This is a genomic window from Dyella lutea, from assembly GCF_024158035.1.
Taxonomy (GTDB): Bacteria; Pseudomonadota; Gammaproteobacteria; order Xanthomonadales; family Rhodanobacteraceae; genus Dyella_A; species Dyella_A lutea.
This window is the reverse complement of the sequence record NZ_JAMZEK010000001.1, coordinates 1206062-1219628: the sequence shown is the minus strand read 5'-3', so window position 1 is coordinate 1219628 and position 13567 is coordinate 1206062. Positions and strand designations below refer to the sequence as shown.

The following is a 13567-nucleotide window of genomic DNA, read 5'->3' as shown; positions in this document are numbered from 1 at the left end:
CGCGCCACCGGCCAGGCGCCGATATGCCCAACCCCTGGCGCACGGTGACGCATGCGGCGGGCTATGCTCTGCCGTCCCCGTTCGCCGCCGCCCCCACCATGCAACCGGCCTCGCCCCTCTCGCTCGATATCCGCAGCTACGGCCGTGACGGAGCCGCCGACGCACACACGTTCGCGCAGTTGGTGCTGCCGCTGGGCGGCTCGATGGAGGTGGACGTGGAAGGCCATGGGGCGTGGCTGGACCGGACGCGGGCGGCGTTCGTCGCGCCAACGGCGCGGCATGCACAGTCCAGCGGCACCGCGAACCGGTTCCTGGTGGTCGACGTGGATGCACGTGCGCTTGGCGAACCAGAGCTCGAACGGCTGGCCGCGCGGCGCTTCCTGCCGGTCGGGCCGGGCGCCGCGCACCTGATCGACTACATGGCGGCCAGCCTCGGCGACGACGGCCTGCCGCAACGCGCCGCAGCGTGGCTGCCGTTGCTGCTGGATGCGGTCGAGCGCAGCGCGCCGGGGCCGGCCTCACGGCTGGTCGGCCTGCTGGCGACCATGACCGAGCACCCGGAGTACGACTGGACCGCCGCCGACATGGCCGCCCGCGTGGGGCTGAGCTCGAGCCGGCTGCATGCGGTGTTTCGCGAGGAGCTCGACACCACCCCGCAGGCCTGGCTGGCCGAGCGCCGGATCGAGCGGGCACGGCGCTGGCTGGCGGACACGTCGCTGCCGCTGGCGGAGATCGCGCTGGCCTGCGGGTATGCGGACCAGAGTGCCTTCACCCGCGCGTTCGGGCGGGCCGTCGGCCTGCCGCCCGCAGCCTACCGGCGGCAGGCGCAGGCGTCCCGGCAAAACCGGGGCGAGCCCTGAACAAGACCGGGCGCAGACACTGCGCCACGCTGGCCGACATGAACCGAGCTTCGCTTTCCACCTCGTCGCGTACCGCCGCCGGCATCGGCTACGGCATGGCCGCGGGCGCGATCTGGGGGCTGGTGTTTCTCGCCCCCGCCCTGCTACATGGCTTCACGCCGTTGGAGCTGACCACCGGGCGCTACACCGCCTACGGCGCAATCGCGCTGGCGCTGCTGGCCCCGCGCTGGCGGGCGGCCACCGACGCGCTGGGGCGACGCGAATGGCTCGGGCTGGCCGGACTGGGGCTGGTCGGCAACGTGGTGTACTTCGTGCTGCTGTCCAGCGCCGTGCAGCTGGGTGGCATCGCCATCACCTCGCTGGTGGTCGGCTTCCTGCCGGTGACGGTCACCGTGATCGGTAGCCGCGACCACGGTGCGGTGCCGCTGCGCCGCCTGCTGCCCTCGATCGTTCTGTGCATCGCCGGCGCAGTCTGCATCGGCTGGCAGGCGCTGCTGCCCAGCGGCCATGCGACCGGAACCCGCGCGCTGCTGGGGCTGCTGTGCGCCTGCGGCGCACTGGCCGCGTGGACCTGGTACGCGGTATCGAACAGCCGCTGGCTGGCGCGCCTGCACGACGTTTCCGCGCACGACTGGAGCCTGCTCACCGGCGTGGTGACCGGCGCGCTGGCGCTCGCCCTGGTGCCGTTCGCCCTGCTCGGCGATACGGCGTGCCATGCTTCCGGCGACTGGCTGCGCTTCGGCGGCATATCGGCAGCTCTGGCCCTGCTCGCCTCGATCACCGGCAACGCGTTGTGGAACCGCATGAGCCGGCTGCTGCCGCTCACCCTGGTCGGCCAGATGATCCTGTTCGAGACGCTGTTCGCATTGATCTACGGCTTCGTCTGGGAACACCGCCCGCCGACCACGCTGGAGGCGCTGGCCTTCGTGCTGCTGGTCGCCGGCGTGATCACCTGCGTGCTGGCGCACGGCGAGGCGGTGGATCCGATCGGCGCGGAAAGCTGATGCCGGATCGACGCCAGCGAACCTAGCGGGCCGTCGACGCGGATGGAGCCGGCCCGGACGCCGGACGTGCCTCGTCATGCATCGACGCGCGGAAGAAGCCCACCGCAATGATGAGCAGCAGCGCGATGACGAAAACGATCCAGGCCAGGCGGCGTGGCTGTTTCATGGGATCGATGGCCCGCTCGACGAAAGCCCGAGTCTGCGCATCGGCGTGTCGGCGTGGCGTCGAGGCGCGTCGCGCGGGAGAGTGGTGTCGTCATGACGCCCGCCATCGAGCGCCAGATCCTTCCTGCAGCTTCACGCTGGCTGTCTGGCGCCGGCGGCACTCCCCCTCATCACATCTTGAGGCTAGTATCCGTGAATCCTGTCACAGGAGCCGGAGCGACAGGAATGCAGCAGGATGCTTCCGGCAAAGGGATTTCAGGGGGAAAACATGCATCGTTCGATTGCTGCCGTCTTCGCGGCAGCCTTGGCCTTGTGCGCCAGCGTGGCGCAGGCCGACGGCACCTTCATCGCCGCGCCCAACCGTACCGACATGGTGATCGACACCGCACGGCAGATGATCTACATCGCCAACGGCACCGAGGTGCTGCGCTACGACCTCAGCTGCGACTGCGAGTCGACGCCGATCGTCCTCGGTGGTGTGCTCAAGGGCATGGACCTGTCGCCGGACGGCAACACGCTGGCGGTAGCCGACGAAGCCAACGACGGCGTGAATACGTGGGTTCATCTCGTCAATCTGGATACGTTCAGCGACAACAAGATCACCGTGCCGCTGGCGAATATCTACGGGCAGATTTTCGAAGTTGGCATTTTTTCGGTCGCATATGCCTACGATGGCACCCTCCTGACGACATCCGAGTTCCCGGGCTCAGGCGATGTCCCGCTGCGAAAGCTGGATCCCTCGACTGGAATCTGGACCCAGCTCGCCATGGTCCAGCAGCGCGCCATGCTTGCTCCCAGCGCCGATCGCAAGGTCATCGGCTTTGCAGAGTCGAACATCTCCGATGGCCGATGGGGCGTGTACTACGCGGATACGGGCAACATCGTCCGACGCCAGTGGTATACCGACGGAACCTCCGCATTCAACTACGAAATGGCGACCAGCCCTGACGGATCGCAGTTCATGATCCCGACGGCGCATGGTGCCATCGTCTATGACAGCAGCTACCAGCAGATCATCACACTCGGAGCGACCCTGGCACCCCAGCCGATCGGGGGCACCTACGACCCGGTGCGCCCGCTCCTGTACCTCCCGTGGACGACCACCAGCGAAGTCCGGATCTACGACAGCTCCACCCTGACCCAGGTCGGCAGCTACAGTGTGGGGGATGTATTCAACAACGTCGGCATCAACGCCTTCGTGCAGGGCCGCACCAAGATGTCGGCCGACGGCTCGATCCTCGCCGTCTCGGTGACCGGAGGCGTCCAGTACATCAACCTGTACGCCCCCGTCTCCGCCGCTCCCCTGAATGCGACCAGTAATGGTGGCCGCTTGGTCGTCCGCCTCCCGGCCAGCATCGGCAACGGCCGACCGATGGCCTACGACTTCCCGACCGCACCGGCCCACGGCCAGGTGTTCGTGAACGACGGGGTGATGACCTACGTCCCGGACCCGGGCTTCAGCGGCACGGACACCTTCAGCTACGCGGCGCACTACGGAAACACCTCGGCCTCCGCTCCGGTCTCGATCACCGTGACGCCGTTCAGCACCTCCTACACATTGGTGTCTTTCGGCACGCTGCCGGCGCTTTCCCCGACCAATGCGGCGCCGGGAAGCCATACCGTGCCGAACGACTTCAACGGCGACGGCGCCTCGGATCTGATCTGGTTCAATCCCGACCTGAGCGAGCTGGGGATCTGGACGATGACCTCATCCGCCCATGGCCCCCGCCGCACCGGCGCCCGTACGTTCAATATCACCCCGGGCTATTACGTGGGTGCCTCGGGCGACTTCACTGGCGACGGCTACGGCGATCTCGTGTTCACCAGCACCAACCGCGACCTCTGGCTCTGGAGCAACGTCGGGGGGCGTGGCTTCCAGTCCGAGTACGTGGGCACCTACCCGTACAACTGGCAGCTGGTGGGTGCCGGCGACATCAACGGCGACGGCTACGACGACCTGCTGTGGCTGGATCCGTCCGACTGCCAGTTCGGCTATTGGCTGATGAAAGGGTCGAAGCGAATCGGTTCCAAGGTGGTCAACGTGAGCTGCGGGTACTACCCGGTCTCGCTGGGGTACTTCAATTCGAGCCCGCGGCTCAGCATCTTCTGGACCAGTGCGGCAGGCGACCTCTACGTGTGGGACAGCACCGGCAGCGGCTTCCGCAGCTACAACCTGTCCAGTGCGTTCGATGGCTCGGGCTCCACCGACCGGCCCGCCCGCAGCGCCTGGGCCATCGGCGGCGGCCATGCCGGCAACGGCATCGGCTTGGAGCGCTACGACAGCGCGACTGGCCAGGGCTACGGCCTGACACTCCAGCGCACGTTCGATGCCCGCGGCTTCCAGACCGACGTCGTGAGGAGCCAGACCTGGAGCGGCACGGCGCCGTTCATTTCACCGGGTTCGGCTGGCTACCTCGTCCAGAATGGGAACACCGGCCTGTACACCCTGAACCCGCAAAGCCACACCATCATGACGTACGGCCCGGTCGCCGGCAGTCCGGCCATCTCGGGAGCCGCACCGCAACCGGGTGGCACCAGCTGGACCTATCCGTATGGCTGGCGCGTCGTGGGAGCACCAGCCAACGGAGCTACTCCGCTGCCCTGGCGGTAGGACACGACATCGGCGGCGCATCCATACCGAAAACCCCGGGCGGAAGCTGGAGGCATCCGGCTTCCGCCCGGCGAGCAGGTCGTGTAGCGCGTGCTGCCGAGTGCTCCATACCGAGAGCACCGCGGAAGCAAGGTACCGGCCGACACGATCGAAAGCGGGCTGATCTACCCCGCCCTGCATCGAAGGAAGGCGCGTACCGCCGCCGCATCGAACGGCCAGTCCAGCTCGCGCCCGTCGCGGGTGTCGTGCAGCACCGGCAGGCGGGTGCCGTAGCGCGCTTCCAGCTGCGGGCTGTCGTCGACCCAGGCACTGTCGAAATCCGGCGCGTGCGCCTCGGCCATCACCGCCAGCGCCATGTCGCACAGGTGGCAGTAGTCGCGCTGGTAGAGGATCAGGTGGCTCATCAACACACGCGGGCGTACAGACGCCGGACCGGCGGGAGCGCCTAGAATAACGGTCCTTCCCCACTCCCCCGCAGCGCATCCATGGCCGTCAGCGTTTTCGACCTCTTCAAGATCGGTATCGGTCCCTCCTCCTCGCACACCGTGGGCCCGATGCGCGCGGCGGCGCGCTTCTGCGAGCGCTGGCTGGAGGAGAAGGGGGTGATCGACCGCGTGACGCGCGTGCGCGCCGAGCTGTTCGGCTCGCTGGCGATGACCGGCCGGGGCCACGGCACCGACAAGGCGGTACTGCTGGGGCTGGAGGGCGCGCATCCGGACACGGTGGACCCGGACACGATTCCCGAGACGCTGGCGCGGATCCGCAAGACCCATCGCATCCGCCTGCTCGGCAGGCACGAGATCGTGTTCGACGAGAAGGCCGACCTGGTGTTCAACAAGCGCCAGAAGCTGCCGTTCCACACCAACGGCATGCGCTTTTCCGCCTACGACGCGCAGGGCAACGAGTTGGCCACGCGCGACTACTACTCGGTCGGCGGCGGCTTCGTGGTGAACCACGACGAGGCCGCCGAAGACCGCATCGTCGCCGACACCACCGAGCAACCCTACCCGTTCGCCAGCGGCGACGAACTGCTGGCGCTGTGCGAGAAGCACAGCCTGTCCATCGCCCAGCTGATGCTGGCCAACGAGAGCGTGTGGCGACCGGAGGCGGAGACCCGCGCCGGCCTGCTGACCATCTGGCAGGCGATGCAGGACTGCGTGACGCGCGGCCTGCGCTCGCCCGGCGTGCTGCCCGGCGGCCTGAAGGTGGGGCGCCGCGCACCGGCGATGGCCGAGGACCTGCGCCGCCAGCCGGAAGCCGCGCTGAAGGACCCGCTGACCATCCTGGACTGGGTGAACCTGTACGCGCTGGCGGTGAACGAGGAAAACGCCGCCGGTGGTCGCGTGGTCACCGCGCCGACCAACGGCGCGGCCGGCATCGTGCCGGCGGTGCTGCACTACTACCACCGCTTCTGCCCGAAGTCGGACGAGCACGGGGTGATCGAGTTCCTGCTTACCGCGGCGGCGATCGGCATCCTCTACAAGGAGAACGCCTCGATCTCCGGCGCCGAGGTCGGCTGCCAGGGCGAGGTCGGCGTGGCCTGCTCGATGGCCGCTGGCGGCCTCACCGCGGCGCTGGGCGGCAGCATCCACCAGGTGGAGAACGCCGCCGAGATCGGCATGGAACACAACCTCGGCCTGACCTGCGACCCGATCGGCGGGCTGGTGCAGATTCCCTGCATCGAACGCAACGCGATGGGCTCGGTGAAGGCGATCAACGCCAGCCGCATGGCGCTGAAGAGCGACGGCAAGCACCGCGTGTCGCTGGACAAGGTGATCGCCACCATGCGCGCCACCGGGCGCGACATGAAGGACAAATACAAGGAAACCTCGCGCGGCGGCCTCGCGGTGAACGTGATCGAGTGCTGAGCGCGAGATCGCTTTGCCACTTCCCCGTTCGCCGGTTCACGACTCCCCCTCGAACCCTACGGCATGCGCTTCAACGCATGCCGCGACCTGCTCCACCTGGTGCCGTGGTCAATGTGATCGAGCGCCGGGCCGGACGCCTCAGTCCGCCCGCACCACGCGCGCCCGGCCGCGCTCCTTCGCCTCGTAGAGCGCTGTGTCCGCGCGGTGCAGGATGGCATTGACGTCCTCGCCGGCGCGCACCCAGGTGATGCCGACCGAACAGGTCACGTGCATGTCGATGTCGCGGAACCGGTAGGGCATCTCCATCAGCGGCGCGAACAGCCCGGCCAGGTCCGTCTCGCCAGACAGCCCGGGCCAGACCACCAGCAGCTCTCGCCGCCGTAGCGTCCCAGCGCGGCGCTCGCCGGTGCCAGCGTGCGCAGGCGATCGGCACACTGCACCAGCACCGCGTCGCCGGCGAGGTGCCCCCAGGTGTCGTTGATGCGCTTGAAGTGGTCCAGGTCGATCAGCGCGACCGCGATCCGTCGCCGCGGCGGCCCGTCCTCGCTGGCCAGCCGCACCAGCACCTCGATCGCCGCGCCGCGGTTGAGCAGGCCGGTGAGCGCATCGTGGCTGGCCTCGTACTGCAGGGCCTGGTGCGCGATCTCCAGCGCACGCTTGTCCTGCTCCAGCGCCACGGTGCGCTCGCGCACCATCGCCTCCAGCTCGGCCTGGTGACGCAGCAGGCGGGCGTGGCGCCAACGCCAACCCGCCCACAGCACGAGCACCGCCAGCACGGCGTAGCCGAGGCGGGCCAACGGGGTCTGCCACCACGGCGGCCGCACGTCGAGCCCGAAGCCGACCGGTGGCGCGTAGGCGCGCATCGCCGGGTCGTACACGCGCGCCTGGAAGCGGTAGTCGCCCGGAGCCAGCGCGGGATAGCGCATCCGCTGCGTGGTGGAGGTTTCCCAGTGCGCCGGCGCGCCGACCGGGTCGAGCCGGTACTGCCACTGCTGCTCGCCGGGGTGGGTGACGCCCGGCTGGGCCAGGCTGACCACCAGCGCGCGACGGTCCCACGGCAGCGAGGCGGCGACGCCGGCGCGGATCGGCGCAGCGCCGTACCGCGCATCGAGCAGTACCGTCGGTGAGAGCCGGGCATCGATGAAACGCCCGGGATGCAGCACGTGCGAGACGCCGCCGGCGGTGCCCAGCCAGATCGAACCGTCGTTGTCGGCATGGAAAGCGCCGGTGGCCAGGTCGTTCCACACCAGGCCGTCGCTGTGGTCCAGCCGCCGCCAGTGATCGCCCGCATGCACATCCACGCCCGCATCGTGGAACGCCCAGAGCCGGCCCACCGGATCGACGTCGAGCGAGTAAAGCGCGGTGTCGCCCAGCAGGGGATCGCCGGCATCCTGCACGTCGATGCGGTCGGCGGCGCCCGCTTTGCCGCGCAGCAGCCCGCCCTTCACCGGCGCCAGCCACAGCGTCCCGTCGGGCGTGACTGCCACGTCGGCGAAGCCCCCGGCCGGCTCGTGCGACCCCAGGTCGACCAGGGTGAAACGACCATCGGCAAAACGGAGCAGGCCGTGCGTGGTGGCGACCCAGACGCGGCCCTGCCGGTCCACGCTGGCGCCCAGGAAACTGGTGTCCGGCGGCAGTCCGGTCAGCAGCGCCTGCGCCGAGGGCTGGGGGGCGTCCGGCGTATCCACGCGCCAGAGCATGCCGTGGGTACCGATCCACAGCCGTCCCTGCGGGTCGGCCAGCGCGAACTTGGCCCAGCCGAGATGGGTCGCCACCTGCAGGGCCTTGCCGCTGTCCAGGTCGTAGCGCACCAGCACGCCATGGTTGAACACGATCCACACCTGCCGGCCGCGCGGGACGATCGCCATCGCGTCGGTCCAGCCCGGGCGCAGCAGCGCGGCTGGCCAGGGGGTCAGTTGCGATGCCTCCGGCGCCAGGCGGTTGCCCTGGCGCTGGTTGCCGAACCACAGCCAGCCGTCGGCATCGCGGGCGATCGCCCAGGTCGGCGCGCTGTCCAGCCCCTGCGCGGTGGTCCAGTTCTGGAATTGGCCGTAGCCGCGCCAGCGCAATACGCCGCGGCCGCCACTGGCCAGCCAGACCGCACCGGCCGGATCGGCCAGCAGGTCGCGCAGATGCGCGTGCTGCAGGGTGCGGTCGTCGGAAAAGCTGGTCCAGGCGCTGCCGTTCCAGCGCCACACCGCTCCGGCACTGGCCGCCAGCACGCGCCCTTCGGCATCCAGGTCGAGGGCATCGAGCGGATGCGGCGCGGCCGCCGCCGCGAAACGGCTGTCACCCGCGCGCCGGAACAGCAGGTGGGCATCGCCTCCGGCCCACAGTTCGCCCTCCGGCGACGCATGCAGGGTGAGCCAGTCGTCGGCGGGCACACCGTCGGCGGCTCCCCACACGCGGGTGACACTGCCGGTGCGCTGGCACAACGCCGGGCCGCAACTCGTCCACAGGCTGCCGTCCAGCCAGAGCAGCGGACCATCGGTGAGGGCTCCGACCGTGAGCGCCTGCGGCCAGGACACCGTCTGCACCAGGCCATCGGCCGTCACGTGCCAGAGCTGGCGCTGGCGGCGCACGTAGACGCCTTCGCCACCGTCACCGGCGATGCGCTGCAGGTCGTCCACCGGCAGGTCGGCGACGCGGCGCAGGTCGCTGCCATCCCACACATAAACGCGCCGGCGGGTGCCGACCCACAGTCGCCCGGCCGGAGAGAGATACAGGTCGTTCACCACCAGGTCGAGCGGATCCACCGAGGTCCGCACCGGCTGGAAGCCGACGCCGTCGAAGCGGTACAGCCCGTGCTCGGTGCCCACCCAGAGCACACCCTGCCGGTCGCGCAGCAGGACATTGGCGGCCAGGTTGCCCAGGCCCTGCTCCGGGGTGAACTGCTGCAGCTCGATCGCCCGGTCGGCCACCGCAGGCGTCGCAAGCGGAGCCGGGGCGGCGGCCAGCACACTGGCAGCCAGCAGGCCGGCAGCTCCCGCGAGCCAGCGGCGCAGGCGGCATACCGGGTGCGTCATGGCGTGCTGGCGGACCTCGTCGTGCATCGGGCCATCGTGCCGGGCAAGGCGCCCATCTTGCCCCAGCCGGGCCGAAGCTTCCTGCGGAAGCACCCCGTGGCGCGACGTGACAGCCCCGGCCCACTTTGCCACTATCGCCGTTTTGAACCGTGGCGGACCGCGCCGCGTGGGGATTTCTCGATGGCAAACCAGAACGCGATCCGGCGCGACGTCGGACCCTTCGCCCTGATGTTCACCGGCCTGGGCTCGATCATCGGCTCAGGCTGGCTGTTCGGTGCCTGGAACGCCGCCAAGCTGGCCGGCCCGGGCGCGATCTGGGCCTGGGTGCTGGGCGCGGTGATCATCCTGTCGATCGCGCTGACCTACGCCGAGCTCGGCGCGATGTTCCCCGAGTCCGGCGGCATGGTGCGCTACGGCCACTACTCGCACGGCTCGCTGGTCGGCTTCATCGCGGCGTGGGCGAACTGGATCGCGATCGTCTCGGTGATCCCGGTGGAGGCCGAGGCCTCGGTGCAGTACATGGCCGGCTGGAAGTGGCAGTGGGCGCAGGACCTCTACCATGCGATGCCGGGCAAGCACGGCGAGCTGAGCCACATGGGCTTAGGCATCGCCGCGGTGCTGGTGATCGTGTACTTCCTGCTCAACTACTGGAGCGTGAAGCTGTTCGCCCGCTCCAACAGCCTGATCACCATCGTCAAGCTGATCATCCCGGCGGCCACCGGTATCGCCCTGATCGCCAGCGGCTTCCACAGCGAGAACCTCGCGGTGGGCGCGGCCGGCGGCAGCCACGCGAACGACTTCGCGGCGATCCTCACCGCGGTGGCCACGGCGGGCATCGTGTTCAGCTTCAATGGCTTCCAGAGCCCGGTGAACCTGGCCGGCGAAGCGCGCAACCCGGGCCGCAGCATCCCGTTCGCGATCATCGGTGCGATCGCGCTGGCCACCGTGGTCTACGTGCTGCTGCAGATCGCCTACCTCGGCGCGGTGCCGCCGGACCTGCTGGCCCAGGCCGGCTGGAAGGGTATCAACTTCAGCTCGCCGTTCGCCGAGCTGGCGGTGCTGGTCAACCTCAACTGGCTGGCGATCCTGCTGTACGCCGATGCCTTCGTCAGCCCCAGCGGCACCGGCATGACCTACACCGCCACCACCGCCCGCATGATCTACGGCATGGAGCGCAACGGCACGCTGCCGGCGATCTTCGGCCGCATCGATCCGAAGTCCGGCGTGCCGCGCCCGGCGATGTGGCTGAACCTGGCGGTGTCGTTCCTGTTCCTGTTCTTCTTCCGCGGCTGGGATTCGCTGGCCGCGGTGATCTCGGTGGCGACGATCATTTCCTACCTGACCGGCCCGGTCAGCGTGATGACCCTGCGCCGCACCGCCCCGGAGCTGCATCGTCCGTTCCGGCTGGCCGGGCTGCCGATCATCGCCGCGATCGCCTTCATCATGTCGGCCGAGCTGCTGTACTGGGCCAAGTGGCCGCTGACCGGCGAGATCATCCTGCTGATGGTCGTGGCGCTGCCGGTGTACTTCTACTACCAGGCCAAGCACGGCTGGAAGGACTTCGGCGCGCACCTGAAGGGCGCGTGGTGGCTGATCGCCTACCTGGTCACCCTGGCCGTGGTGTCGAAGTTCGGCAGCGCCAAGTTCGGCGGCCTGGACTACATCCCCTACGGCTGGGACCTCGCGCTGGTGGCGGTGATCGGGCTGGTGTTCTTCCTGTGGGGCGTGAAGTCGGGCTGGCGCACGCCCTCGATCGTCGCCGAGCGCAGCGAAGCCCACGCGCATCCGGACGACCTGCAGATCCCGCCGGACGAGGACGAAGTGGAGAAGACGACCGGCCACCGCTGATCGCGGCGGCAGGGCTCGATCCAGACGCGCGGCTCCGGCCGCGCGTTCTTTTGGAAGCATGTCGAAGCGACCGTCTGTCACCCGTCGTTCCGGCGAACCCACTTTCCGGAATCCCTCGATGCCGCGTCGCCCGTCCCCTACCGTGCTGTTTGCCGCCCTCGCCTTGTCCATCACCGCCCAGGCCGCAGCCGCGCCGGTGACCTACCGCATCGATCCGGACCACACCTACCCGAGCTTCGAGGCAGATCACCTCGGCGGCCTGTCGACCTGGCGCGGCAAGTTCAACCACAGCCGGGGCACGGTGACGCTCGACCGCGCGAAGCAGGCCGGCACGGTCGACGTCGTCGTCGACATGCGCAGCGTCGACTTCGGCCAAGACCAGCTCAACGCGGTGGCCCAGGGGCCGGAACTGTTCGATGCCAAGAAGTGGCCCGAGGCGCACTACACCGGCCACCTGGCCGGGTTCCGCGCCGGCGCGCCCACGCGCGTGGACGGTACGCTCACCTTGCATGGGGTCAGCCATCCGCTCACCCTGGCGATCCGCAGCTTCAAGTGCATGCCGCACCCGCTGCTCAAGCGCGAGGTGTGCGGCGCCGATGCCTTCGCCACGTTCCAGCGCGACGCCTACGGCATGAGCGCCGGCGAGGACTACGGCTTCCACATGGGGGTAACGCTGCGCATCCAGGTCGAGGCGATCCAGGAACCGTGAGCCGCCCGACCGACCACGATCCGAGGAGCTTCCCGATGACTGCTGCCGCACCCGCCCGACACGACTGGCTGGCGTTCTACGTGCTTTGCGCGGGAGTGCTGATGATCGTGCTGGACACCACGATCGTTAACGTCGCGCTGCCCTCGATCAAGGCCGATCTCGGATTCTCCGAGACCGCGCTGGCCTGGGTGGTCAACGCCTACATGCTGACCTATGGCGGCTGCCTGCTGCTGGCGGGACGGCTCGGCGACCTGCTCGGGCACCGCCGGGTGTTCCTGATCGGACTGGCCGCCTTCACGCTGGCCTCGCTGGCCTGCGGACTGGCGCAGTCCCAGCTGATGCTGGTGGCGGCCCGCGCCGCGCAGGGGTTGGGCGGTGCAGTGGTGTCGGCGGTGGCGCTGTCGCTGATCATGGACCTGTTCACCGGCCCGGCCGACCGCGCCCGGGCGATGGGCATCTACGGTTTCGTCTGCGCCGGCGGCGGCAGCATCGGCGTGCTGTTGGGCGGCCTGCTGACCAGCACGCTGAGCTGGCACTGGATCTTCCTGGTGAACCTGCCGATCGGCATCGCCGTGGCACTGGCCACCCTGCGGCTGGTCCCCGGCGCACGCAAGCCGTTCGAAGGCCGGCTGGACGTGGCCGGCGCAGCCAGCGTGACGCTGGCGCTGACCCTGGCGATCTACGCCGTCGTCAACGGCAACGAGGCCGGCTGGACCTCCCCCGCCACGCTGGGCGTGCTGGCGGGCGCGCTGGCCTTGCTGGCGCTGTTCGTGACCGTCGAGTCGCGCGTCCGCAGTCCGCTGATCCCGCTGGGTCTGTTCCGCCACCGCAACCTCAGCATGGCCAGCCTGATCGGCGTGCTGTGGTGCGCGGCGATGTTCGCCTGGTTTTTCCTTTCGGCGCTCTACATGCAGCAGGTACTGGGCTACGACCCGTTCCGGGTCGGCCTGGCCTTCCTGCCGGCAAACCTGGTGATGGCAGTCTGTTCGGTCAGCCTCTCGGCGCGGCTGGTGATGCGCTTCGGCATCCGCCGGCCGCTCGCCGCCGGCCTGGCGATGGCGGCGATCGGGCTGGCCCTGTTCGCACGCGCACCGCTCGATGGACGATTCGCCACGGACGTGCTGCCGGCAATGATGCTGCTGGGCCTGGGTGCGGGGATTGCGTTCAACCCGGTGCTGCTCGCGGCGATGGGCGACGTGGCGCCGGACCAGTCGGGACTGGCGTCCGGGGTGGTCAACACCGCCTTCATGATGGGCGGCGCGCTGGGCCTGGCCGTGCTCGCCAGCCTCGCAGCGGCCACCACGAACGCCCTGGACGGCGCCGGTGCCTCGACGCTGGCGGCACTCAATGGCGGCTACCACCGGGCGTTCCTGGCCGGAGCCGGTGCGGCCGCGGTCGCGGCACTGGTTGGCGGCCTGCTGCTGCGTCCGCAGGCGCCTGGGCACGCGGCGGTCGACGCCACCGCCCCCTGAGCCG

General features: G+C 69.5%; 11 protein-coding genes. 8 read left to right on the top strand and 3 right to left on the bottom strand.

Annotated features, from left to right (window positions below; genetic code table 11):
* The first annotated feature begins 23 nt into the window (after positions 1–23).
* From NC595_RS05365 to NC595_RS05350, 4 genes are all read left to right on the top strand, one after another.
* Positions 24–860 carry a helix-turn-helix transcriptional regulator gene (locus NC595_RS05365; protein WP_253565249.1) on the top strand — a complete coding sequence of 279 codons (837 nt, stop codon included), beginning with the start codon at positions 24–26 and terminating at the stop codon, positions 858–860.
* Between the two features lie 38 nt (positions 861–898).
* Complete coding sequence (locus NC595_RS05360; RefSeq protein WP_253565248.1) at positions 899–1864, top strand: DMT family transporter; 966 nt, start codon at positions 899–901, stop codon at positions 1862–1864.
* Positions 1865–1940: 76 nt separating this feature from the next.
* The gene (locus NC595_RS05355; protein WP_253565247.1) at positions 1941–2126 is read left to right on the top strand and encodes a hypothetical protein; all 186 of its coding nucleotides are present in this window, start codon (positions 1941–1943) and stop codon (positions 2124–2126) included.
* A 171-nt stretch (positions 2127–2297) separates the two neighbouring features.
* Positions 2298–4640 carry an FG-GAP-like repeat-containing protein gene (locus NC595_RS05350; RefSeq protein WP_253565246.1) on the top strand — a complete coding sequence of 781 codons (2343 nt, stop codon included), beginning with the start codon at positions 2298–2300 and terminating at the stop codon, positions 4638–4640.
* A 164-nt stretch (positions 4641–4804) separates the two neighbouring features.
* Here NC595_RS05350 and NC595_RS05345 read toward each other — a convergent pair whose 3' ends face one another.
* Positions 4805–5044: a glutaredoxin family protein gene (locus tag NC595_RS05345; RefSeq protein WP_253565245.1), complete on the bottom strand. Its 240-nt coding sequence runs from the start codon at positions 5042–5044 to the stop codon at positions 4805–4807.
* A gap of 81 nt (positions 5045–5125) precedes the next feature.
* On the opposite strand from NC595_RS05345, the gene NC595_RS05340 reads away from it, so the two are divergent.
* Positions 5126–6508, top strand: a complete 1383-nt coding sequence (locus NC595_RS05340; RefSeq protein WP_253565244.1) for an L-serine ammonia-lyase — start codon at positions 5126–5128, stop codon at positions 6506–6508.
* A 138-nt stretch (positions 6509–6646) separates the two neighbouring features.
* Here NC595_RS05340 and NC595_RS05335 read toward each other — a convergent pair whose 3' ends face one another.
* Together NC595_RS05335 and NC595_RS20430 are read right to left on the bottom strand one after the other, a co-directional pair.
* Positions 6647–6871, bottom strand: coding sequence for a diguanylate cyclase domain-containing protein (locus NC595_RS05335; protein WP_253565243.1), 225 nt, complete (start codon positions 6869–6871; stop codon positions 6647–6649).
* Entirely contained in the window at positions 6814–9561 is a 2748-nt protein-coding gene (locus NC595_RS20430; protein ID WP_289623581.1) for a ligand-binding sensor domain-containing diguanylate cyclase, read from the bottom strand. Before NC595_RS20430 ends, NC595_RS05335 begins: the two co-directional genes overlap by 58 nt.
* A 153-nt stretch (positions 9562–9714) precedes the next feature.
* On the opposite strand from NC595_RS20430, the gene NC595_RS05320 reads away from it, so the two are divergent.
* The 3 genes from NC595_RS05320 to NC595_RS05310 all read left to right on the top strand — a co-directional run bounded on the left by NC595_RS05320 (position 9715) and on the right by NC595_RS05310 (position 13563).
* The gene (locus NC595_RS05320) at positions 9715–11382 is read left to right on the top strand and encodes an APC family permease (RefSeq protein WP_253565242.1); all 1668 of its coding nucleotides are present in this window, start codon (positions 9715–9717) and stop codon (positions 11380–11382) included.
* A gap of 118 nt (positions 11383–11500) precedes the next feature.
* Positions 11501–12091, top strand: a complete 591-nt coding sequence (locus tag NC595_RS05315; protein WP_253565241.1) for a YceI family protein — start codon at positions 11501–11503, stop codon at positions 12089–12091.
* 35 nt (positions 12092–12126) lie between these two features.
* Complete coding sequence (locus tag NC595_RS05310; RefSeq protein WP_253565240.1) at positions 12127–13563, top strand: DHA2 family efflux MFS transporter permease subunit; 1437 nt, start codon at positions 12127–12129, stop codon at positions 13561–13563.
* The last annotated feature ends 4 nt before the right edge of the window (positions 13564–13567 follow it).